The 23414-nt window shown below is 68.6% G+C and carries 20 protein-coding genes and 1 tRNA gene; 9 read left to right on the top strand and 12 right to left on the bottom strand.

Annotated features, from left to right (window positions below):
- Positions 1-264 precede the first annotated feature (264 nt).
- Complete coding sequence (locus tag KLK06_RS03140; protein ID WP_214633709.1) at positions 265-507, top strand: hypothetical protein; 243 nt, start codon at positions 265-267, stop codon at positions 505-507.
- A 425-nt stretch (positions 508-932) separates the two neighbouring features.
- On the opposite strand, the gene KLK06_RS03135 is transcribed toward KLK06_RS03140, so the two are convergent.
- On the bottom strand, positions 933-3386 hold the full coding sequence (locus KLK06_RS03135) for an NACHT domain-containing NTPase (protein ID WP_214633708.1): 2454 nt from the start codon (positions 3384-3386) through the stop codon (positions 933-935).
- A gap of 176 nt (positions 3387-3562) precedes the next feature.
- On the opposite strand from KLK06_RS03135, the gene KLK06_RS03130 reads away from it, so the two are divergent.
- On the top strand, positions 3563-3733 hold the full coding sequence (locus tag KLK06_RS03130) for a hypothetical protein (RefSeq protein WP_214633707.1): 171 nt from the start codon (positions 3563-3565) through the stop codon (positions 3731-3733).
- Between the two features lie 990 nt (positions 3734-4723).
- Here KLK06_RS03130 and KLK06_RS03125 read toward each other — a convergent pair.
- A tRNA-Arg gene (locus KLK06_RS03125) sits at positions 4724-4795 on the bottom strand.
- Positions 4796-4910: 115 nt separating this feature from the next.
- On the opposite strand from KLK06_RS03125, the gene KLK06_RS03120 reads away from it, so the two are divergent.
- A complete protein-coding gene (locus KLK06_RS03120; protein WP_214633706.1) occupies positions 4911-5297 on the top strand; it encodes a response regulator transcription factor in 387 nt (128 codons plus the stop codon).
- A 223-nt stretch (positions 5298-5520) separates the two neighbouring features.
- Here KLK06_RS03120 and KLK06_RS61275 read toward each other — a convergent pair whose 3' ends face one another.
- On the bottom strand, positions 5521-8256 hold the full coding sequence (locus tag KLK06_RS61275; protein WP_308168079.1) for an AAA family ATPase: 2736 nt from the start codon (positions 8254-8256) through the stop codon (positions 5521-5523).
- Positions 8257-8359: 103 nt separating this feature from the next.
- Between KLK06_RS61275 and KLK06_RS03110 the strand changes: the two genes are divergently transcribed.
- Entirely contained in the window at positions 8360-8977 is a 618-nt protein-coding gene (locus KLK06_RS03110) for a LysE family translocator (protein WP_214633704.1), read from the top strand.
- Positions 8978-8981: 4 nt separating this feature from the next.
- Positions 8982-9527 (top strand): TetR/AcrR family transcriptional regulator, encoded by a 546-nt coding sequence (locus tag KLK06_RS03105; RefSeq protein ID WP_214633703.1) that lies wholly within the window; start codon positions 8982-8984, stop codon positions 9525-9527.
- Between the two features lie 58 nt (positions 9528-9585).
- Here KLK06_RS03105 and KLK06_RS03100 read toward each other — a convergent pair whose 3' ends face one another.
- From KLK06_RS03100 to KLK06_RS03065, 7 genes are all read right to left on the bottom strand, one after another.
- On the bottom strand, positions 9586-10782 hold the full coding sequence (locus KLK06_RS03100) for a hypothetical protein (protein ID WP_214633702.1): 1197 nt from the start codon (positions 10780-10782) through the stop codon (positions 9586-9588).
- A 9-nt stretch (positions 10783-10791) separates the two neighbouring features.
- Entirely contained in the window at positions 10792-11175 is a 384-nt protein-coding gene (locus KLK06_RS03095; protein WP_214633701.1) for a RidA family protein, read from the bottom strand.
- A gap of 16 nt (positions 11176-11191) precedes the next feature.
- Positions 11192-12274 (bottom strand): alanine racemase, encoded by a 1083-nt coding sequence (locus KLK06_RS03090; protein WP_308168078.1) that lies wholly within the window; start codon positions 12272-12274, stop codon positions 11192-11194.
- A 339-nt stretch (positions 12275-12613) separates the two neighbouring features.
- Positions 12614-13255, bottom strand: coding sequence for a class IV adenylate cyclase (locus tag KLK06_RS03085; protein ID WP_214633700.1), 642 nt, complete (start codon positions 13253-13255; stop codon positions 12614-12616).
- A gap of 230 nt (positions 13256-13485) precedes the next feature.
- A complete protein-coding gene (locus KLK06_RS03080) occupies positions 13486-15210 on the bottom strand; it encodes an amidohydrolase family protein (RefSeq protein ID WP_308168077.1) in 1725 nt (574 codons plus the stop codon).
- Between the two features lie 368 nt (positions 15211-15578).
- On the bottom strand, positions 15579-18881 hold the full coding sequence (locus tag KLK06_RS03070; RefSeq protein WP_214633699.1) for a DUF4153 domain-containing protein: 3303 nt from the start codon (positions 18879-18881) through the stop codon (positions 15579-15581).
- On the bottom strand, positions 18878-19561 hold the full coding sequence (locus KLK06_RS03065; protein ID WP_308127352.1) for a response regulator transcription factor: 684 nt from the start codon (positions 19559-19561) through the stop codon (positions 18878-18880). The genes KLK06_RS03070 and KLK06_RS03065 overlap by 4 nt, the downstream gene beginning before the upstream one ends.
- Positions 19562-19633: 72 nt before the next feature.
- Between KLK06_RS03065 and KLK06_RS03060 the strand changes: the two genes are divergently transcribed.
- From KLK06_RS03060 to KLK06_RS03050, 3 genes are all read left to right on the top strand, one after another.
- A complete protein-coding gene (locus KLK06_RS03060) occupies positions 19634-20491 on the top strand; it encodes an arylamine N-acetyltransferase (protein ID WP_214633697.1) in 858 nt (285 codons plus the stop codon).
- Positions 20492-20534: 43 nt separating this feature from the next.
- Positions 20535-21638 carry a protein kinase gene (locus KLK06_RS03055; protein ID WP_214633696.1) on the top strand — a complete coding sequence of 368 codons (1104 nt, stop codon included), beginning with the start codon at positions 20535-20537 and terminating at the stop codon, positions 21636-21638.
- Positions 21639-21741: 103 nt separating this feature from the next.
- Entirely contained in the window at positions 21742-21936 is a 195-nt protein-coding gene (locus tag KLK06_RS03050; RefSeq protein ID WP_214633695.1) for a hypothetical protein, read from the top strand.
- 40 nt (positions 21937-21976) lie between these two features.
- Here KLK06_RS03050 and KLK06_RS03045 read toward each other — a convergent pair whose 3' ends face one another.
- Together KLK06_RS03045 and KLK06_RS03040 are read right to left on the bottom strand one after the other, a co-directional pair.
- Positions 21977-22288: a DUF3817 domain-containing protein gene (locus KLK06_RS03045; protein WP_214633694.1), complete on the bottom strand. Its 312-nt coding sequence runs from the start codon at positions 22286-22288 to the stop codon at positions 21977-21979.
- A gap of 2 nt (positions 22289-22290) precedes the next feature.
- Positions 22291-23076 carry an SURF1 family protein gene (locus KLK06_RS03040; RefSeq protein WP_214633693.1) on the bottom strand — a complete coding sequence of 262 codons (786 nt, stop codon included), beginning with the start codon at positions 23074-23076 and terminating at the stop codon, positions 22291-22293.
- Between the two features lie 105 nt (positions 23077-23181).
- Between KLK06_RS03040 and KLK06_RS03035 the strand changes: the two genes are divergently transcribed.
- Entirely contained in the window at positions 23182-23352 is a 171-nt protein-coding gene (locus tag KLK06_RS03035) for a hypothetical protein (RefSeq protein ID WP_214633692.1), read from the top strand.
- Positions 23353-23414 lie beyond the last annotated feature (62 nt).

Here is a 23414-nt window from a genome sequence, read left to right as displayed (position 1 = left end):
CCGCAAGGTCGCCGAGTTGGAAACACCGCTCGATCTACTGGAGCAACTCGGTTGGATCCGCCGCGAATCTGAGCTGCCCCGCACCAGCCCCGGCCGCCGCCCTTCACCCGCCTACGCGCCCCCCTGCCTGCACGACCCGAACCAACAGGGATGGGCCCGTGAACCCAACCGCCGTCAGCATCGCCCACGCCAGCAACCGCGCTGGCACGTGGATGACCGTTCCCGCTCCTCGCCGAACTACATCAAGCGCCGCACCTGGCAGAGATGGCGCACCCTCGGCGTAGCCCCACGCTGCCACGACTACCCAACGGCGAACTCCGTATCAAGCGCCGTGACTTCGAAACCTGGCGTGCCGGCGTGCTCGTCCCCCGCTGCCACGCCGACGTCACCCTTCTCACCATCAAGGCCTCGCCGCAGGGCATCCACCACCTCATGCGGATCGTCAACCCCGCCAAACTCGACGCGTTCGAACGATCACACTCCACCGCAGCCACGCGGCGGCGATAAAGCTCTGGTCGGTGCGGATCACCGGTCCGGCGGTCTGGGCCAGGGGCTCCTCGCCGGGCTGGATGACGTCGACGGTGACCTGCCGCCAGTCCGACCAGGCCGAGTAGGCGTCGCCAGCGACCGCGCCAGGCACCTTCCACCCGTCGGCCAGCTTCCCGCCGGGTACGGCGATACTCGCCCGCGTGCCGCCGGAACGTTGTCGACGCTGCCGGCCCAGATCTGGCCGCTGCCCTGCCCTGCGGGTGCGGCCGGGGTGACCCCCGCCTCCATGGCCACCACCCTCCGCAGACCCACCATCGGCGCCCTACACCTGACTGGAACCGACAACATCGCAAGGCCAGTGGCCGCATCTCCCATGGCACCCCTGGCACCCCGGCAGCCACAATTCTCACGCCGAGGCAGCCAGCCCTTTTGAGGATGTAACGTCAGATAGCACCTCTAATCCCAGTCAGCCATTCCAAGAGTCTGAGGTGATGTGCCTCTTTCCAGGTGCAGTGAGACATGATGTCCGTCATTATAGTAATGGCGAGGCGATTGTCTAGCTTCGCGAGCTTGTTAGTCAGCACGATTAGTTCATCGACATTGCCCGTCCGCTCTCTAATCATCTCAGAGATAACCGAGGAGGCGCGAGCTTGATCGAGTTCTATCAGGTAGTCAGATGCGAGATCGCGATACATTATATTGAGTTGCCGAGTCATGGACAGCTCGGCGAAAACATCAACCGCACGGAGCGGATCAAACTCGATTATCTTCTTTGATAGCCTGGCGCGATCTAGGAAGGAGATTCTTGGGCTTCTGAGGACTATGGACAACACCTCAACAGCCGATGGGAGGTCGAGCGATGCCAGGTTCTCTGCGGCCACTATTGCCGTTGAGAGGTCACGACCGCTGGCCATCTTTCTAAGAGTGCCAGTCACCGACTCGCGAACATCCTTGGGCAGATCGATACCGTCGCGAATCAGCTCTGCGATCCCGGCAGCAGAACTGAAGCTTGCAGAAAGCTTCAGCATCAAATCGTGCAACCCGGATGGGCGGCGGTCTTCCGCAATCCATGCGGCGATAAGAAAACGGTCATATGAGGTGAGGTATGAAAATGAGCGGACACCGTCTTGGTTTGTGAGCCTGAACAATTCCTCCTCGCTGCAGTTTGTATCGCAGGCAGCATACTTAGCAGCCAGAAATTCACCTAGGGTCTGATGAATGAAGGCTAGATCGTTTACTTTGATGACCACTAAGCCCGTACGGCGCAAAACCTGCGCTATAAGTGCGTCCCATCTGCTTGCTGGCATATCTTGGGGACGCAAGCATGAGACGTTTGTTTTGATCTGCTCCAGCGAGCGAGAAGCGCGTTCATCCTGCTGATGGAATGCTGCCTGCCCAAGGGCACCTAGAATCCCACTCGGTAGATCGTTTATGGCGGCCGCAGATTGCGTGCCGTAACGCCGGAGTTGAGTATCTAGCTGATGGTTTATTCCTGCCGAGGAGCGGTCGTAAAATCTGTCGTTTAGTAGCTCATAGAATCGCTGATAAGCGGCATACCTGCCCTTCGGAAGAGGATGCGCGGGGTCGGCTGCGTGAAGTTGGCAGAGGATGGTCGCCATAAGCGGATTTCTGGCCAGCTCACGCAGCCGACCACTATTGACCTGATCCATAAAAGCCGCCACAGCCAGCGCAGGGTCTGGTACGCGAGCTACTTCCATCCATCCCCTGACAAACGTGGGTAGCTCATTCACATCAAGAGGGAGTAGTTCGTATCTTCCCGCGGGGCCAATTTTTCTTTCCGTCCGACCAACCGTGATTTCTTCATCAAGGATTGCCAGCTCAGATTCTGGCAGAGGTCTACTCCCGATTATAAATCGGTAGATCCCATCCTTATTTGAGTTCAGGGCTCGGAGCACACGAAGTCGTTCATCAATATCCGCTATCTCATCGAGTCCATCTATAAGAATCAGCCACCTCGCCCCCGGGTAAGGTGGACTACGGAAGAACTCCTCGGACGGCGGGACATAGACATGGCCTTTAAACTGCGAGTGAATCGCGTTGGCCAGTTGCTGTGTAAATGAACCTGACCGAGTAAGAGTGTGCGCTGGGATATAGACAGGAACGAGAGGCTTATCATGCGGTCGGCTATCTTCGGATGACAATGTATGAATCACGCCAGGATGCATCGTCCGTCTAGGTTTTTGCGGAGCTTGGGTCTTATCGTCATCGAGACGTTGACCCGTCAGGGTAATAACAATTATCCGCAGAAGGCTAGATTTCCCTGCGCCTGGCCCGCCGAGAAGCCATGTCATAGGCGCTTCGCCTTTGATGATATCCTCGGCCGGCCGTCTATCCCAGGCGATTCTCGATTGATCGGAATCCCGTTCAGACTTATCGGCTCGTTGCAGCTCAGCTTGTTGTCGCACGTAGACTTGAGATAGCGGAGGAAGAGTGGCGCCCGGAAGGACGGCAGGGTATGGATGCTCGACTGAAATGACCCGCGTAGCGTTTAGGAAGTCAATGAGTTCTTCGGATAGTGCGGCCTCTGCCTTGAATGCTCGGTCAGCAGCACGGTGCGCAGCTTCTTTTTTGGCTGCTTCCCAGAGCCCTCTGAATTCATTCTCTTTTCGAACCCACCAGTAGTGGCTTTCTGGTCCGCTGGCGGACGTTCTTCGAAGCAACTCACGTGCAAACGCCCACATGTCGGCGAATTCATCCGGGACCAGTCCTCGCGCCATCCATCCCGACACAGTCTGTGGGCTCAGCTTCGGTCCGTTTCTTTCGTCGTGAAGTTCGTCGAGAAGCTTCTTTCTACTGTATCGGCCCGGCCGCTTGGCCCGTTCTTCAAGTCGCACAAGCTCGCGATGGAGTGGATGACGGTCGCGCGCCTCGCCCACCTAGCCCCTCACCTGACCTCGTTCATCCGAACCATCCGAGTGCTCATACCCGTGGTCACCCAACGACCTGCTAGAGCACGGCGGAAATCTGACCCGTACGACTTACGTGGCTTTCCTGTTCCTTCTGTCCTTGGCTGGGATTCCATCAGCAATGCCTCGGGATGGGAAGGGCTCGGATGGATCCGGTGGTTCTGGCCGCTTTGACGGCCGTCGGCATGGTCTTGATCTGCGCAATCGCAGCCATGGTGATGGTTTGGCTTACAGTCAGCCGCGCGAACTCGGCTGATCTTCCTGCAGTGCTCAACGGTGTAGCTACCGTGATCCGCGCGATCCTCGGTAAGAAGTGATGGAAGCTCGCCAGGGGAGCGTGATGGCGGTCTGGCCGCAAAGCGGCGGGTCCAGTACGGGGCGCACCTGCAGGCGGCCGCCGCGGCGTTAGGTGAGCTCGGTCAGACCGGCGCGTTCCAGTTCCTGTAGCCTGCGGCGGCCGGGTGTCAGGCGAGGCGTTGAGCAAGACGCCCAGGTAGCCGACGGAGGTCTCCAGCGGCTGGTTGGCCTTGCCCTGGTTGGCCAGCAGCACCAGCGCGTACAGCCGCCAGGCGTTCGGCGAGATGCTCCGGCGCGCCTCGTAGGAGGCTGACAGCAGGTCCAGCGTCCAGGACGACACTTTAACGTAGGAGCCGCCGGTGTCGCGGGGCAGCCGCAGCGCCGCATGCCGGACCGCCCGCTTGGCCCCCAGCGGACCGGAGCGAGCCAGCCATGACCCCGCCCGCGACGTCGGCCGGCAACTCGCGGCGGGCACCGTCCAAGGTCTTCTCACTCACGCCCAGCGCATCGGCCACCCAGCAGCGCCGCGCACGCGCCGGAGCCCGGCCACCGCCCAGACCGCGGGGCATCAGCGTCTCGTACATCGCCCACGCGGCCACCGCCAGAGCGCCGTGCAGTGGCGAGCGCAGCAAGGCCGATGGCACCTGGACATACCCACCGCGGGCCGACACGGGCCCGTCAGAAGGCGGGGCATCATCTTGGGCGCCCGGTTCCGTGTCCGCGGCATCGTGGGCCGCCATCGCAGCGCCCATGCCGGATCCCTCGCGGACTGTGGAGGGATCCGGGCCGCATGCGTGGGACGCAGGGTCCCCTCCGGCGGATGTCCCGGCTTGATGGCGCACCCCCGTGCCCGCCCTGCCGCAGTGATGGGCCGAGATGATCTTTGCCCGCGTCCTGCCCGAAGAGCCCGTCATCCGGCGTCACACCGTGTCGCGGGATGGCAAAGCCGCGCGTCGCAGCGATCACGCAAAAAGCCAGGTCAGACGATGTCTGACCTGGCTGGCGAAGAGTGCCCCCTGTAGGATTCGAACCTACGCACCCGGCTCCGGAGGCCGGTGCTCTATCCCCTGAGCTAAGGGGGCTCAACGAGTGATAAGGCTACCAGTACCAGCCCACCACTCCGCACCACGATAAAGGTCCAGCCACACATCCAGGAAAACCGCACGTGACTGCGTCACTACAGGTAGCTTTGCGGCCGTGGGAGAGGTTCTTGGCAGAGTACTGGTCGTGGACGATGACGAGGTCATCCGTCAGTTGATCGCGGTGAACTTGAGCCTGGAAGGCTTCGAGGTCGCCACCGCCACCGATGGGCAGGACTGTCTCGAGCGCGTGCTCGACGTCATGCCCGATGTCATCACGCTTGACGTGATGATGCCGTTGCTTGACGGCTGGGTGACGGCGCAGAAGTTGCGTACCGAGGAGGCGACCAGTCATATCAAGGTCGTGTTGATCACCGCCAGGGCGCAGGATGATGACAAGCGGCGCGGACGTGGCATTGGCGTTGACGCCTACCTCACCAAGCCGTTTGATCCGGCGGAGCTCATTGAGGTGGTACGTGATCTCGCGTCGAGCCCCAGGGCCTGACGGGTTCACCGTCCGCAATCGGTTGCTCAGTGGCCGTCCACCAGAAGCGAGGGTGAATCGGTCGACGCCGGGGAGTGCGAGGGGCTGGAAAGCCCCTCGCCCAGAGGCGCAGCCCCGGTAAGGCGCCCGAGCGAAAGCGAGGACCACGCTTTTCGGGGGGTCGAAGGGGGCGTGAGCCCCTGGGAAACACAGCCCGACCCCCTAAGGGGGAGGCCCACGCATGTCAGAGCAGTGCGCGTTCCCGGGCCGCCGCAGCCGCCTGAGTGCGGGTGGACACCTCCAGCTTGCCCAAGATGTTGGACACGTGCACGCTGACCGTCTTCTGCGCGATGAACAGCCGCTCCGCGATCTCCCGGTTGGTCAGCCCCTCCGCCACCAGCCGTAGGACCTCGATCTCCCGGGCCGTCAATCCCCCGTCCCCATGTCCGCCGGTGAACCGGGCTCGGCGGCCGAAGTCGCCCAGTGCGTTCTCCAGTGGCGTTGCCCGGAGTTTGCCGGCCGTCTCGCGGGCCAGTTCCCACTCAGTCTGGGCTGCCGCTCTGTCACCTGCCGCGAGCAGGGCCTCCGCGAGGCGCCACCGGGCCCGGGCCACCTCGTAGACGAAGCCGAAGTCGAACGCCGCCACCACCCGCCGCCACAGCTCGACGTCGAGCCGACCATGTACGCGGTGCCATTCGGCCTCCACTCGCAGGGCCCAGGCCTGGCCTTCCGGGCCCATCGGGCCGCGTTCGCCCACGAGGCCGGTTTCGACGGCGAAGCGGACGCGGTTGAGCAGGTCGTCGGCGCCCTCCACCTGGCCGAGGTCGGCGAGCGCCCACAGGCCGATGGCGGCGACGCGCAGGGTGCCCGTCTCGCCGGGTTCGAGGGTGGCGAGGGCGGCTTGTACGTGTTCGAGGGCGACGGCAGGCTCGCCGCGCCAGAGAGCGTGCTCGGCCGCCAGCCCGCGGGACATGTAGACGACGAGCAGGTCGGACCAGAATGGCCGCAGCCAGTTGAGCCGGGCTTCGACGGCGGGCAGCCCGCGGGCGACCTCGATGAACAGGGCGAACGACGACAGGACCGCCTCCGGCAGCGTGCCGACTCGGGCGCCGAAGCCGGCGGCCATGGCCTCGGCCTGGTCCCATTCGCCGGCCACGTAGTGGATCAGGAAGCGGAGGAAGCGCAGGTCGGTGCCGTATGTGCTCCAGTTGAGGCCGGTCTCGACCGCCAGCTGGATGCCCTCGTCGGCCATTTCGGCCGCCTCGGTGAGCAGGCCCTCCTCGTAGTGGAGACGCCCGTGGTGGAAGTGGGCACGCAGGTCCATGGCCAGGTGGCCGGTGCCTTCGGCGGTGGCGGTCCGGACGAGCGAGTGGGCCCTGGCGATGTCGCCTTCGTGCTCGGCGTGCAGGGCCAGGCAGAGCAGGGCGCCTACTTCGGCGTCGCGGGCGCCGACGGCTCTGGCGGTCTCGATGGCGCGGCGGGCGATGTCCTGGGCTTCGGCGTGGCGGGCGCTCCAGGTGATCGTACGGGCGTAGGTGGCCAGGGCGCGGGCGAGGGTGGGCTGGTCGGCGGCGGCTTCGACGGCGCGTTCGGCCGCGGCGATGGCGCCGTCCTGGTCGTCGAGCTCGATCAGGTAGTAGGCGAGGCGTTCGCTGACCTCGGAGGTCAGGGGCAGGGCGCGCAGTTGCTGGACGGCGCGGTGGTTGTCGCCGCTGTCGGCCGCCATGACCGCGCTGCGGAAGGCCAGCGCGGGCCGCCCTTCGCCGGCGAGCTCGGCGGCGTCGGGGACCCGCTCCCACAGGCTCAGCGCCCGGTCGTAGTGGCTGTGGGCTTCGGCGGGCGCGCCGAGGCGCTCGGCCACCCTGCCGGCCTCCGCTGAGGCGGCCAGGGCTCCGGCGAGGTCGTGGCCGGCCAGGTGGTGGTGGGCCAGCTCGGCGGGCGAGGTGAGCAGCCGCGCGAAGTCGGCGTGGAGCCTGGTGCGCTCTCCGGGCAGCAGGTCGGTGTAGACGGCTTCCTGCAGCAGAGCGTGCCGGAACGCGTAACCGTAGCCGTCGACGCGGAGCAGGCCGCGCGAGACGATCTCGCGTACGGCCTCCTCGAAGTCGGCGAGCGGGAGCCCTGAGACCTCGCGCAGCAGTTGGTCCTCGACGCGGCGTCCGGCGACCGCGGCGGCGCGCAGCACACGCTGGCCGGGCTCGGACAGCACCTCGACCCGGGACATCAGCAGGCTGGCCAGCCCGTCGGGCAGGCTGTCGCCCTCGGCCACGGCGGCGAACAGCTCCTCGGCATAGAACGGGTTACCACCCGCCCGAGCGATGATCACGCCAAGCTCCTGGGCATCTAGATCACCCAGGGTCGCAACATAGTCCGACATCTCGCCGGAGCCGAGAGGGCCCAGCTCCAGGTGGGCGACGCTGGGCAGGCGCTTCAGCTCGGCCAGCACCGACCGCAGGGGATGGCGGCGGTGCAGGTCGTCGGTGCGGTAAGTGCCGACGACGCACACGCGCTCGGTCTGCACCATGCGGCTCAGGAACACCAGCAGGTCACGCGTCGAGCGGTCGGCCCAGTGAAGATCTTCGATCACGAACAGCACCGGCTGCACCTCGGCCAGCAGCCCCAGCAGCGAGCCGAACAGCCGCTGCTGCGTGAGCCCCGCCGGAGGCGCGCTCTCCACTCCCGGCAGCAACTGGCCGAGCAGGGGGTGGGCGGCGGCCGCCTCGCGCACGGCCGGCTCGGCACCGCGCAGGGCGTCGGCGAGCGGGAGGTACGGCAGCGTGTCGCCGAGCTCGGCGCACTGCCCGACCAGCACGTTGAAGCCACGGGAGCGGGCCTCGGCGACCAGCTCGGTCACCAGCCGGGTCTTGCCGATGCCGGCGTCACCGCCGACGAGCGCCACCTCGGCGGTGCCGTCGGCGGCGGATTCGAGCACGCGCGCGAGTCTCGCCAGCTCAGCAGCGCGCCCGACCAGGAGACCCTTCACGGCAGCAACTATGCCACGCCCGGCCGACATTCCGATTGGCCCAGAAACCGCATGCCTGATTGGCCCTTAACGGCGGACCAACGCCGCTTTACGCTGATATTTCATGATCCCTTGGTCTACGTACGTGCTCTTCGTGGGCGCGTCGCTCGCGCTGGTGCTCATTCCGGGTCCCAACCACCTCTACATCACCGCCAGGGGCCTGGCTCAGGGCCGGGCCGCCGGGTTCGCCAGCGCCTTCGGCGTCGAGACCGGAACGCTGGTGCACATCGCGGCCGCCGCGGCCGGGCTCTCGTACCTGATCACCAAGTCCGCGACGCTGTTCGGGATCGTCAAGTGGGCGGGGGTCGCCTATCTCGTCTATATGGGGATACGCGCGTTCACCGGCAAGGAGGAGGCCGAATCCGAGGCGCCGCCGCCGCAGCCGCTCGGCAAGGTGTTCCTCGAAGGCCTCGTGGTGAACGTACTGAACCCCAAGGTCACGCTGTTCTTCCTGTCGTTGCTGCCGCAGTTCGTGAAGCCGGCGGCGGGGTCGCCGGCGCTCCAGATCGTGGTGCTCGGCGCCACGCTCCTGCTGCTGGGGCTGATCTCCGACATGGTGTACGTGTTCACCGCCGGGGCGCTCGGGGCCCGCCTCGCCAGCCGGGCCAGGGCGCTGCGTCACTTCAGCGGCGTGGTGTACCTGGGGCTGGGCGTGCTCACGGCGTTCGCCGGGAGAAAATGACCGCATGGCGCCGAGGAAGCAGCAGGAGATCTTCGACGCGACGCTGCGGCTGGTCGCGGAGAAGGGCTATGACGGTCTGACCGTCGAGGGTGTGGCCGAGCGTTCCGGCGTCAACAAGACGACGATCTACCGCTGGTGGCCGTCGAAGGCCGCGCTGCTGGGGGCCGCGTTGGTGGAGGCGGACCTGCTGGGGTTCGAGCCGCCGGACACCGGAAGCCTCCGTGGCGATCTCGTGGCGCTCGTGGAGGGGATCAGGCGGCTCCTCACCGTGCCGCCGGCCAGGGACATCGCGGTGGCCGCGCTCGGCGCCGCCGTACGCCATCCCGAACTGGACGCGCGGAGGTTCTTCGCGGACCGGTTCGTGCGGGAGCGGCAGGTCTTCGAGCGGGCGGTACGGCGGGGCGAGCTGAAGGGGTCGGTGGACCCGATGCTCGTGATCGATCTACTGGCCGGGGCGGTGTGGGTCAGGGCGGTGTTCCGGGGGTTGCCGCTCACGGACGACTTCGCGAATCAGGCGGTGTCCGCTGTGCTTGGCGGTGTTGCGACTTAGCGGGATAAATCCGGCCGCCCGCCGCGCCAGCGCCCACCCGCCGACCCGCCGCAGCGCCTCAAAGAGCCTCAGCCAGGGCGGCGGGGATGCGGTCCAGCACCGGGTACTGCATCAGCCCGTAAGCGTAGAAATCCACCGCCAACGCCCCCGCGGCCTTCGCCCCTCGAGCCTTCGCGACCAGCCGATCGGCCGAGTCGCTGTCGGGGTAACCAGGCCTCAGCACCGCACGTACCTCACGATCCTTACCCACCGACCGCAGGTAGGCGCCCACGTCGTCGGCCACCCGAGCGGCGTCGCGCGCGTACGCGAGCACCCCGAACGCGGGCACGAGATCCCCGAGCGCCACCAGATCCACCCCGAGCTGCCACGCGTCGTGCGCGGCCAGTCCGGGCGACGGCAGCCCGTCGGTGTAGCCCTTGACCCCGCCGGTGGAGTCGATGAACACCAGCTTGGAGCCCTCTTCCGCCACCGCGGACGCCACCTCGGAGACCAGCGTGGTGACGGTCTCCGACCGGGCGCGAGCGTAGGCGACCACCTCGGGCCCCGCGTACGCCGTCAGCGCGGCCCGGGTCACCTCGCCCTGCGCGGGCGGGTCGCCGTCGAACACGCCGCCCACGATCCTGGCGCACTCCTCGCGCGCCACCTCGGCGTTGACGCCCAGGTCGGTGGCCCGGCGCATGCAGTAGTCGCAGAAGCACAAGCCGAACAGGTAGGTGTCCATCGGCCCGAGCGGTACGAAAGAACGCTGCGGCTTGAGCGGCCTGAAGTGCAGCGACTCGGCCACGACACTGTCGACGCCGAGCCGGGCGACCGCTCTGGACAGCGCGACGGCGTACTGCCGCACATCGGGATGCGCCGGGCACAGGTCGGTGAGTGAGCCGCGATCGCCGAAGCAATCGCGTACGGTCACGTCCGGATGCTGGGTGCCGATCGTGGCATTGCGCAGGAAAACAGTCCAGCCGTGGAGCTTCAGCCCCCGCTCCGTACAGGCTTCGCGAAGGCCGTCGAGCGCGTTCTGATATCCGGCCGTCGGCCTGAGCCGCAGGCCGGAGAACAGGTCCGACGGCGGGACGAAGTGCGCGCCGTCGTGGCGGAGGGTGAGCCTGGACAGTCCGTGCGGGGTGACGTCGCGGGAGGCGTGGTGCACGGCGCCGATGGTGACGCCCGCCACGCCGTACCCGCTGATCCTGTCGAGCACCCGCTCGACGCCCTCGCCGCGCAGATCCTCGACGAAAACGTACACCGAACTGTCCACGGACCGACCTTACGCGCTCTTGTGCGCGACGAAGTCGATCTCCACCAGGATGTCCAGCAGGTCCGAGCCGACGGTCGTACGGACCGGGTACGGCTGGCTGAAGTACGACTTGTACACCTCGTTGTAGGCGGCGAAGTCGCGCTTGAGGTGCTGCAGATGGACCGTGGCCTTGATCACGTCGTCGAACCCGAGGCCGTGGGCGGCGAGAATGGCGCCGAGGTTCCGCATGACCTGGTGGGTCTGGGCGGCCACGTCGTCGCCGCCGACGACCTCACCAGTCTCCGGGTCGAGCGGTCCCGCGCCCGAGGTGTAGACGAAGTCGCCCACGACCAGGCCCTGGGAGTACGCGCCGACGGGGGGCGCACCCTCGGTGGTCTTCAATTCCTTCTTCACAACAGCTCCTTATTGATCAACCAAAACGGGTGTTAATCGTGCCGACGCGACGGTAGTCCTGGTCGACCACCGGAAGCGTCCGCCACTTGTCGAAGGCCGTGCACGGGTGCGAGATGCCGAAGGCGAGCAGGTCACCCGGCTTGAGCCCGTCGGCGCGTACGACCGTGTGCTGATCCTGCATCTTCACGATCGTGACGCCGCCGCGCCTGGGGACGGGCAGGCCCTCGTCGTAGGGCGCGTCGCGCTTGCCCAGGCCGACGATCGCCAGCCCCGGCTCGGGCGTGGACAGGACGTACGCCCATACCTCCAGCGCGGGCCGCAGCTCGCCGGGGACGCGGTTGAAGGGCGTGCGCTCGCGGTAGTAGCCGTCGTCGTGGGTGACGTACGCTCCGGCGCGCAGCACGACCCTGGCCTGGGTGGTGACGAGCTCGCGCCCGATCACGTCGAACCACTGGCTGCCGCCGACGGTCAGGATGGGGTTCTTGACGCGGAGGTGCTCGACCGCCTCCTGCAACAGATACAGATATTTCCGGACCTCCGGAGCGGTCTTCAGCGCCCCTTCGTACCCGGCGATCCCGGCCAGCTCCACACCGTCGGTCCGCTGCACATGGGCGGCCACCTCGAGCAACTGGTCCAGGGTCCGGCACCCGGCCCGCCCGCCCTCATGCCCGAGCTCGACCAGCACGCTGAACGGCCGTGACGAGGCGTGCCGGGCCAGGATGTCCACCCCGGCCACCGAGTCCACGAAGGACAGGAAGTCGAAGCCCGGGTCCGCGGCCAGCTCCGCCGCCGCCCACTCCAGCCCGACCGGGTCCACAACCTGGTTGGCCACCATGACCCTGGGCGCCCCGAACTCCCGCGCGGCCATCGCCTGCCTCGGCGTCGCCACGGTGAGTGCCCATGCGCCCGCTTCGAGCTGCATGGTGGCGATCTCTCCGGACATGTGGGTCTTCGCGTGCGGCGCCAGCTCCATGCCGTGATCACGCGCGAAGGCGGCCATGGTCGCGATGTTGTGCTCCAACGCCTCCCGATGCACGACCATCAGCGGGAGGGATGCGCCGTCGAAGACGGACCCGTCGTGTTCCTGGAAACCCTGCACAACACCCCCATTTGTCCGCGTCTGACCCTATCTCATGGGCATCATTTTCTTCGATCTTGCACAGCCTGCCCAGCGACCCCACCCACCGTAGGGGGTTGCCCCTCAGATGGATGCGACCGGGCGCCCCACCCGCCATACGTGGCTGGGCTCTGTCCAGGGGCACGCTCCTCCGGTGGAGATAGCTGGGCGCCTCCTTTTCTTTCGATCTGACTTTTACGGCCAGCCCGGTGGGCCCCACCCGCCATACGTGGCTGGGCCCTGTCCAGGGACACGCTCCTCCGGTGGAGGTGGCTGAGCGCCGTGACGTGCGCCTTCTTGGCCTCGTCCGTGGTCGAGCGTTCAGCCCGTGCGGCTTCGGGCCACTGCCTCGGTGTAGAGCTCGGTGGTGAAGTCGTGTTCTTCGATTCCCAAGTCGAGCATTTCCGCTCGTACCACCGTCAAGGCCGCCGGCAAGTCCTTGGGGTCGTCGGTCAGGGTCTCGATCTCCAAGAACGTTCCGTCCAGGTCTGGAACCGTCACGAGGGTGGCCAGCAGGCGGCGGCCGGAGGTGGTGTAGCTCCAGTTCGTGCAGTGCTTCTCATACGAGATGACCGGCTCGTACCCCAGACCGCGCAGGATCGCGTCCAACGCCTCGGGGTCGGCCACCTCCGTCTCGGACTCCGGCTTTGAGCCGGTGGCCTCGTGCACGCTGGGCGCCTTGTAGGTGAGGATCGTGCGGCTTGAGGACGTTGTGGTGGTGTCCGCCCTGTGAGCCCGGCTGGCGGGTGTCGTGGGCGTCTTGGGGTCGTGACCCCGGCCGGCGGTCGGCGTGGTCACAGTGCGGATGCGTAGCTCGCGGCCGGAGGTGGTGAGCGGGTGGCCGGGGGCGTCGTAGTAGGCGTCGGTGTAGACGCGGATCTCGGCGGCCGCACGTCCGCGCATGGCCTCACGTACCGCCTCCGGCCGACGGACACGCGCCTTGATCTCGGCCTCTATCGGCATGATGCTCCTTACCCGACCGACCCGGGCGACCGGCGGGACAAACCCCACGCGGTCCAACCCGGCGACCAGTTCTAAGCTCTCCACTCGGCCCAGCCCCACGACCCGCCCGAAGCTCTCCACTCGGCCCAGTCGGCGACCAGCTCCAAGCTCCTCACACAGCCAAGCCCGACAACCTGTCCGAAGCTGCTCACACGGCCAGCAGGACGACCTGCCTGAAGCGGGTCATCCGGCTAGTTCGGGCGTAGGGCTCGTCCCGGAGTCTTGCCGGTCAAGGCGCCGTTCGCCAGCACCGGCACCCCGGACACGAGCACGTCGCTCACTCCCGTTGCCGGTGTGCGGGGAGTCTCGTACGTGGCCAGGTCCGTTACCGTCGCCGGGTCGATCACCACTATGTCGGCCGCGAAGCCGCGCCGGAGCAGGCCGCGGTCCGTCAAGCCGAAGCGGCGTGCCGGGTGTGATGACAGGTGGACGGTGGCCTGCTCCCACGTCCAGTCCCCCAGCTCGCGTACGTGCCGTCCCAGGAAGCGGGCGAACGCCCCGAAGCCCCGCGGATGCGGATGACCGCCCACGTAGATGCCGTCCGAGCCGCCCGTCTGCGCAGGGTGGCGCAGAATGCGGCGTACCGACTCCTCCCCCTCCGGCCCCTCGTCGGGACGGGCCGTCACGCAGCCGGCCTCCAGGCGGGTCTCGATGAGCAGGCGGCGGCAGAACTCATGCGGCGCCAAGCCCGCCCGCTCGGCCGCCTCGACCATGCCCAGGCCCTCCGCCCACTCCAGGCCCGGGGCGTGGGAGATGGTCAGGCGCGGCCAGGTCTGCGCCAGCCCGGGCCACCAGGCGTCGAGCTCTCCGGATGCCAGCATCTCCAGGGCACGCTCCGGCTCGGCGGCCGGGACCTCGGGCGGCAGTACGACCATCGCCAGGATGGTGTTGCCGCGCAGGTAGGGGTAGGAGTCGTAGGTCAGGTCAACGCCCCCGGCGAGCGCCTCCTCCACCAGCGGGAGCAGGACGTCCGCGGGTCCATGGAGGTGGGAGACGTGTACGGCCGTACCGGAGCGCTGGGCTATCTCGGCGACCTCTGACATGCCGACTCCGGCTCGTGACCCGTATGCCCTCATGTGGGTGACGTACGGGAGGCCCGCGAGCGGTGCGCACAGGGCGGCCAGTTCCTCGGCGGAGGCGTAGCGGCCTGGCAGGTACTCCAGGCCGCTCGACAGGCCGACCGCGCCGTCCGACAGGCCGCGTTCGACGTGGGTGAGCATGCGGGCCAGGTCGTCGCGTGCGGGTGTGCCTGAGGAGGGGCCCATGACGTCGTAGCGGATGGTGCCGTGCGGGAGGAGGTAGGCGGCGTTGAGCGCGACCGCACGGTCATAGCCCTGGAGCAGCTCGGCGACCGTCAGCGCGCCATCGGAAAACACGCCGCCCGAAGGTGCCCCGCCCGACGGCGGGCCGCCCGAAGGTGCGCCGTCCGAAGGTGCGCCGTCCGAAGGTGCGCCGTCCGAAGGTGCGCCGCCGGAGAACGGCTTATTGGAATGCGGCCCATCGGAGAGTGCGCGACCCGAAGGCGAGCTCCCCGAGGGCCCGCCGCCCGTACGGCTGCGACCGGAAAGCGGGCCGTTCACGGCCGCGAAGTAGCGGGCGGCGTAGGCGACGGTGGCTGCGGAGCCGGGGGCGAAGGACAGGCCGTCCTGGCCCAGTACGAACGTGGTCACCCCCTGGCGAAGCGCCGCCAGCTGTACGGCGGGGTCGAAGATGGCCGCGTCGCCGTGGGCGTGGCAGTCGATGAACCCCGGTGCGACGAACCGGCCGTTCGCGTCGATGACGGAGGCGGCTTCCGCGCCGTCGAGGCGGCCCACCGCCGCGACCCGGTCGCCGCTAACCGCCACGTCGGCCCGGTACGGCGGCGCTCCCGTCCCGTCGAGCACACGTCCGCCGCTGATGATCACATCGAAAGCCACTCAAGGATTAAACCTGATCCGAGTGGCACCGCGGTGACACGACAGCCGACCACCACCGAGGCGACCAACCACCAACCGACCGGCCGACAGCCGCGCGGACGCCCAAAAGCCGAGCGGCCGAGCGGCCGAGCGACCGAGCGACCACTGACCGCTGACCACCAACTGGCCCGCCGACACCCCGGACCGGCCGTAAGCCGACCAACCGCCCCACCGACCGGCCGTAAGCCAGACGGCCGACCGTAGGCCGACCAACCGACCGCCAAGCAATCGGCCGACCGCCGACCGCCGCCAACCGACCAGGCGTCCGGTCAACCAGGCGTCCCGGCCAACCAAGTGACCGGCCAGAGACCAGCTAGGCGACGGGCCCCTCAGTCGTTTCGGTTTGTTGGGCGGTCGCAGCCGGTGGGTGTGGCGGCGACCGGTCGTTTGGCGAGCAGTTCGCGGGCCTGGGATCTGGCCAGGTTCCAGCCGTTCCACGCGTCGGCCCGGTTCAGGCCGTTGGCGGCGACCACGTCGGCCAGTACGCAGCTGCGTTGCGGTTCGGGGAGCCGGTCCAGGGCCGGTACGGCCTCCGCGCCGAGGTCGCCCAGGTAGTCGGCGTCCAGCTTGGCCACGCCGCGTACCTCCACCTGCGTCTGGGCCACCTGGAGATCCGGGTTGACGATCGCGAACGCGCCCAGCCCGAGCCCGGTGACCAGCACGATCGTGCGTGGCAGCCAGCCGGAGCCGCGGCCGAGCAGCCGTGCCGCGCCTGCCAGCATGACCAGTGCGAGCAGGGCGCCCAGCCACCAGACCGTGGCCTGCACCGACAGGCGCAGCCGCGACAGGCCGTACGCGTCGGTGTAGAGGTCCATGCGGTGCAGTGCGGAGGCCAGCACGACCATCGTGAGGGCGCAGAGGACGCCGAGCTGCCCGGCCAGCAGCCAGCGTTCGCGCCGCTCGGTCCGGAGCAGTCCGCCCGCGACGGCGACGATGCCCAGCACGAACAGGCTGACGATGACGAGCTGGAAGAAGCCCTGCCTGGCGTATTCGGCGTAGGTGAGGCCGGCGGTCTTCAGCACCCAGGCGTTGCCGCCGAACAGCGCGGTGATCTGGACCGCCACGAACGCCGCGAACAGCAGGTTCACCGCGGTCAGCGGCACCAGCCAGATACTCCTGGTCACAGCGAACTTCACCTCGGGCCCGACCGGGTCCACCACGGGCCGCAGCGCGACCAGTACCACGGCGGCGAGCAGTACGGCTCCGACCACGAACAGGAAGATCCGCAGCGGCACCGACTCGGCCCAGTCCGGGGTCGTGGTCAGGCGTTCCAGATAGGTGGCGAACACCGCGTCGGCCGAGGCGAACAGCAGGCCGAACACCAGCAGCAACACCGCCGTGATGCCCAGCGCGGTGAGCATGGGCAGGATGCGCCGCTTGGCGGTCAGCCTCTTCAGCGGCTTGGCCAGGAACCACGGCACCGGCCCCAGCGCGAGCAGCACCGACGCGCCGCCCCTGATCACGCCCAGCCAGCCGAACCCGGCGCCGGAGACGGCCAGCGCCAGCAGCCCGCACCCGGCGAGGAACAGGATCGCCACCAGCCAGTCGGCGTCCCGCACGGCGGCCATCGCGACCAGCCAGTAGGCGGTCAGGCCGAACATCACCGTCCACGGCGTGATCCGCCGCAGCACCGCGGGCAGCGCCGCGGCGCCCAGCACCATCGCCACCAGCACGACGCCCAGCCCCATCTGCGCGTCCGGCAACGCCACGGCCGAGAACACGCCGGCCCCCGCCGCCGCCGGCAGCAGCCAGCGCGGCGTCTCAGGCAGGTCGGGGCGTGGGAACAGCGGCGGCGGGACGTACGGCGGTGGCGGCGACTGCGGCCCATGAACCTGCGGGCCGACCGGCCCCTGGAATGCCGGTCCCTGGGAGAGCTGACCTTCGTACGGCTGGCCCGGCGGGCGGCCCTGAGCGGGCTGGTACGGCAGGGCGCCGGCAGGTCGTCGCCCAGTGCCCGCTCCCAGAGACACCCCGACGGCCCCCATGAGCGCGGTGACCAGCACGAGCGTGATGAGCGCGGCCGTATCGCTGCCCAGGGCCACGCTGACGAACACGGCGGCGAACAGCCCCATCAGGAACCCGAGGAGCAGGCCGATGACTCCCCCCGCGACCATCCGCGCGAGCCGCCGCCCATCGGCCAGCGGCGCAGGCTGCGTGACCCCCTGCATCGGCGCCGCCGATGAGGCCACAGCGACCGGTTGCCCCGAGGACGTCGGCTGCCCCAGCCCAACCTGCTGTCCCGAGGAGCTCGGCTGCCCCAAAGCGACCGGTTGCCCCGAGGGCACCGGCTCCCCCACAGCAACCGGCTGCGCCCCAGCGACCGGCTGAGCCGAAGGCGGCGACTGCGCCGAAGACGTCGGCTGGGCCAAGGACACCAGCAGCGCCACGGAGTCCGGCTGCGCCGTCGAGGCCGGGGACACCGGCCGGGCCGACAGCGGGACCTCCCCTTCCTCCTCAACGCGCGAAGCCCCAGAAGCCCCCGCCTCGGGCAGACCCCCGCCGCCGCCCGACGCCACAAGATCGGACTGGCCGTCGAGCACGTCATCACCCCCGCCACCCGCCGCGACAGGACCGGGACCGACCGGCACCCGTTCGCCCGCCCCCGCGGCCTGCTCAGGTTCTAACGGCGTGTCCGCCATAGTCGTCCTCCCTGGTAAATCGACGATCATGCGGCACCCCGCGCAGTCGCCGATACGGATCGAACCACCGTGCAGTTCGACGATCTCTTTCACGATCGCCAGCCCCAGCCCGGCACCTCCCGCGTCCGCCGTCCGCCCGGTGTCCAGCCGGGAGAAGCGCTCGAACACCCGCCCGTGAGCCGAGGCGGGAATCCCCGGCCCCTGGTCGGCGACGGCGATGCGGACCCCGTCGCCGTCGGGAGCGGCCGTCACGGTGACCGAGCCGCCGGACGGGCTGTGGCGTACCGCGTTGTCGAGCAGGTTCGCCAGGACCTGGGCCAGCAGGTCGGGGTCGGCGCGGACGACGAGGTCGGCGGGGACCGAAGGGTCGAGCCGGACGTCCTCGCGCGCCAGTGCGGCCTCGCGTACGGCCTGCTCCAGCAGCGGGGCGAGTTCGACCGCGTCGGGTTCGATGAGGCGGACGCCCGAGTCGAGCCGTGACAGGTCGAGCAGTTGCGCGACGAGCCGGCCGAGGCGTTCGGTCTGGGCGAGCGCGGTCTTCATCGTGACCGGGTCGGCCGGGGAGACGCCGTCCACGACGTTCTCCAGGACGGCGCGCAGGCCGGTGATCGGGGTGCGGAGCTCGTGGCTGACGTTCGCGACGAGCTCGCGTCGTTGCCGGTCGACCTCGCCGAGGTCGGCCGCCATCGCGTTGAACGCCCTGGCCAGCTCCCCGACCTCGTCGCGCGAGGTGGCGCGGACCCGCAGCGTGTAGCGGCCCTTGGCGATGGTCTGGGCGGCCCTGGCCATCTGGCGCAGCGGTTTGGTCATGCCCATGGCGAGCACCTGCACCATGATCAGGGCGAGGACCAGCGCGACCGCGATCCTGATGCCCCGGGAGAGGCCGGAGTTGATGCCGACCTCGTTCACCACGAAGGCGGTGCCCACGGCCAGCACGATCACCAGGCCGAGCTTGACCTTGATCCGGCCGAGGAAGTCGAGCGGCTGCTTCATCGGCGCACCAGGGCATAGCCCACGCCGTGCACCGTGCGCACGACGCCGGAGCCGAGCTTGCGGCGTAACGCCCGTACGTGGCTGTCGACGGTTCTGGTCGCGGCGGCCTCGGAGAAGCCCCACACGTCGGACAGCAGCCGGTCGCGCTCGAAGACCTGGCCGGGCCGCTCGGCCAGGCGGCGTAACAGGTCGAACTCGGTCCTGGTGAGCTGCGCCTCGGCGCCGCGCACGAACACCCGGCGGGCCGCGGTGTCGATCTCCACCTCGCCCACCCTGATCACCGTGTCCTCCGAGGCGAGCTGGACGGCCCGCTCGACCCTGCGCAGCAGCGCGTGGATCCTGGCCACCAGCTCACGCATGCTGAACGGCTTGGCCAGGTAGTCGTCCGCGCCCACGCCGAGCCCGACCAGGACGTCGGTCTCCTCGCCGAGCGCGGTCAGCATGAGTACCGGCACCGGCCGGGCCAACTGCATCCGGCGGCACACCTCCAGCCCGTCGAGTCCCGGCAGCAGCCGGTCCAGGATCACCAGATCGGGTTCCGCCCTGCCGTACTCGACCAGGGCCGTCTCCCCGTCACCGGCCACCCGGACGTCGAAACCCTCGGCCGCCAGCCGATTGCGTACCGCCAAGGCGATGGTCTCGTCGTCCTCGACCAGGAGAATGCGTCGCTGCTCTGCCACGGACGAAAGCCTAGAAGGGCACTGTGCAGACGGCACTCCCCAATGTGTGCACATCCGGTGCAGACTTGGCCGGTGAACACCGCCGGATACCTGCGCCGCCTCGCGCTTCCCGACCTGCTGGACGCCCCGCCCACGGCCGAGAACCTCCGCCGCCTGCACGTCGCGCACATCGAGCGCGTCCCTTACGAGGCGCTGGAGATCTGGCTCGGCCGCCCCACCACCGTCGATCCCGCCGAGTCGGCCGAGCGGATCATCCGTGGCCGCGGCGGCTACTGCTACCACCTGAACGGCGCGTTCTCCCTACTGCTCAAGGAGCTCGGCTACGCCGTGACCAGGCACGTGGGCGGCGTGCAGGGCCGCAACGGCGGCGCGCCCGGCATCACCGCCAACCACCTGGTGCTCACCGTGCGCGGGCTGCCGTCGGAGGACAATCCGGGCGGCGAGTGGCTGGCCGACCTGGGCCTGGGCGACGCGCTGCACGAGCCGCTCCCGCTGGTCGCGGGCGTCTACCGGCAGGGCCCTTTCTCGTACGGTCTGCGGCACTCGGAGGTCGCGCCAGGAGGCTGGCGGCTCGACCACGACCCGAGCGGCTCGTTCCTCGGCATGGACTTCGACCCCGCCCCGACCGACATGTCCGCCTTTAATGCGATGCATCAGCACCTGTCGACGTCACCGGAGTCGGGTTTCGTGCGGGTCGCGACGGTCGCCCGGCGGGACGCCTCCGGCGTCGACCTCGTCCGCGGGCTCGTCCTGTCGCGCCTGGGCAACGGCGCTCATTCCGTCACTCTGCACACGGCCCGTGATTACTACGCGGCGTTGTCCGACGTGTTCGGATTGCAGCTGGATGACGTGACCGAAGAGGAGAAGGACGCCCTGTTCGGGAAGGTTTCTGACGCTCACGAGAAGTGGCTGGCGGGAACCCAGGCCTAGCCATGGCTTTGGTCTGATCCGGGGCGCTATCGTGCACCTCGGGATGGGAGAGACCAGGAAGCTCGCCGGTCGCTACCGGCTGCTGAACCCCTTGGGCTCGGGTTCGGTACGGCTGGCGTTCGACGAGGTAGAGCATCGGGACGTCGCGGTCAGAGAGCTACGCGTGCCCGCCGAGTTACGCGGGGCCGCGCTGCAGGACGCGCAGCGGGCCGCGGGGCTTCGCCATGCCTCCGTCGTGCCGGTTCTCGACGTGGTGGTGGAGGACGGCGAGCCGTGGCTGATCATGGAGTTCGTCTCCGGCACCTCGCTGGAGAAGACCGTGGACTCGCGGCACCCCTTGCCTGTCCAGCAGGCCGCCAGAGTGGGCGTGTGCCTGCTGTCGGCGTTGCGGACCGCGCACGAGACAGGGATCATCCACGGACGGGTCAATCCGGGCAACGTGCTGCTCACCTCGACGGGCCGGGCCGTGCTCACCGGGTTCGGGCTGCCGGGGCTCGGCATGCGGCCGTCCGCCGACATGTGGTCGATGGCCGCGACGCTGCACTTCGCCGTCGAGGGCCGGCCGCCGGGGCGGGCGCCCGCGGAGAGCACCGACGCGTTCCGGTGGCTGGTCCGGGCCATGCTGGATCCCGCCGGGCCGCCGCCGGTCGAGATGGTGGCCGAGATGCTCGACCGGCTCGCCGTGGCGCAGACGCTCGGCCACGTCCTGGCCGCCGGCGGGTCGCTGCCTCCGGCCCGGGTGGCCGAGATCGGGCTGGCCGTACTCGACCAGCTCGCCGAACTGCACTCCCGGGGAGCCCATCACGGCGGCGTACAGCCGGGCAACGTCCTGATCGACGCGGACGGCCGGGCCACGCTGGCCACGACACCGCTGCCCGCGCCGATGTCACTCGCCCCCGTGATGCCGGCGACGATCGCGGCCTACACGGCGCCCGAGCGGGTGCCCGGACCGGCGGCTGATCTGTGGTCGCTGGGCGCCACGCTGTTCGCGGCTGTCGAGGGGCATCCGCCCGTACCCGGAGCCCCGCTGGCCAAGGCGGGCGCGCTGGCTCCGGTGCTGTTCCGCCTGCTGTCGGGCTTCCCCGCGCACCGGCCGGGGCCGGACGCGCTCCGCAAGGACCTGCAAGCCGTCGCCGACCTATTTTGAGATACATCGCGATTGGAACCACCAGGATGGTCCATGCGTTGAACACACGACGCACAATGTGGGAGAGGCGGGGCGCGCGCTCCGCGTTCGGAGGAAGTTGAGGATGTCACCAGTCCAGAAGTACGCCATCGGCGCAGGCGCCGCGGTCCTGCTCTCGCTGATCTTCTTCGGGCCCGGCTTTATCACCATGCTGGTCGTCCTCGGCGTGGTCGCCGCCCCGGTAGTCGGTTACCTGATGCTGGACCCGTCGCAGCGCGAGCGGCTCAAGCGAGCCCGCAGACGCGGGATCGGCAACTGAGCAGAACGTAACCGAGTTGGGCCGGGTACGCGGCGCGGCCTCAGGCCGCCGCCGCGGCCAGGGCCGTGTGCACCCGGCTCGTCACCCGGCGTTCGATGTAGAACGACAGGAACGGCACCGTGCCGCCGAGCATGATGCCCAGCATGTACGGCCAGTTCCAGCGGGCCTTCATGCCCAGGTTCATGACCGTGACCAGGTAGATCATGTAGAGAAAGCCGTGGATGGGCGCCACGATCTTCGATATGCCCACGATGCCGAAGCCGTAGCGGAGCACCATGGCCACGCAGAGCACGAGCAGCATCACGCCGACGATGTAGGCGAGCACCCGGAAGGGCTTCAGAGCCGATTCCACCGTTAACCTTCCAGAATCATTTCGGGGGACTTGCCACGGTCCCGATCACGATCCGCTCGTACGGCATCGCGTACGAAGTGGAACCACATGAACACGGCGAACCCAGCGAAGATCCACCAGTTGGCGGCATAAGCGAGGTTACGCCAGGTCAGCTCGCCACCGACGACCGGTGGCTGCACCTTCACCTGGACCAGCGGCCCCGAGGGCGGCTGGGCGACGACATAGCCGTTGCGTACCTTCTGCCCGCTCCACAGGTTGACCAGCTCACCGGTGGACACCGTCTGCACCTGCCCCGCGGGCAACTGCTCGGTGCGGCGCTGCACGCTGTCGGTGCTCTGCTGCGGGCGCAGCCGTCCGGTCACCGCGACCTTGCCGCCCGGCACGGCCGCCGCCGGGTCGCCGGCTTTGGCCACCCAGCCGCGTACGACCGGCATCAGCGTGCCGTCATCGAGCCGGAGCGGCGTGAGCACCCAGTAGCCCTCACCGCGCGAGACGTTGCCGCCCGGCGCGTCGACGTCCGCCGGGCGGTCGGCGACGAGCAACTGGCGCGAGGCGTCGTAGACGCCTTCGGCCGAGACCTTACGGCCCACGGCGGACCCCGTCAGTTGCGCGCCCACCTGGGACAGTGTGGCGACGCCGACCGGGGCGGGATCGGTGACCGCGTGCGGCTTGCCCGAATCCTGGAACACGCCGAGCTGCCAGCGCCCGAGCAGGATGAAGGCGACGAGGACCCCGATCGTCAGCAGGTGCAACCCCACCACGCGTGGGGAGAACAGGGTCCGGAGCATGCTTCAAAGCTATCCGCCCACCAGGCCGGTCCCCTAATCAGCCCATGTCTACAGATCACACCAAAAGCCGCAAACACACCAGACGATCACGCTAAGCTGCTGGGCATGTCTGACCAGCATATCGACCCTGCCGGCAATACTCAGCAGTTCCGCGCGTTCGCGCAGCGGTCCGAGCAGGAGGCGGCGCCGAGCAAGAAGTCGCCCCTTCTCCCGATCATCGCGGTGATCGCCGTCGTCGTGATCATCGGCGTGGCCGCCTTCCTGATCCTGCGCTGACCCCGCGCACTCCAGAGCGCCGACGGCAACCCGCTCTCGGCGCTTTTCGTGCGCTCTGGGGC

It is taken from the genome of Nonomuraea sp. NEAU-A123, from assembly GCF_018603905.1.
Taxonomy (GTDB): Bacteria; Actinomycetota; Actinomycetes; order Streptosporangiales; family Streptosporangiaceae; genus Nonomuraea.
This window is presented reverse-complemented; position numbering and strand designations above follow the sequence as displayed.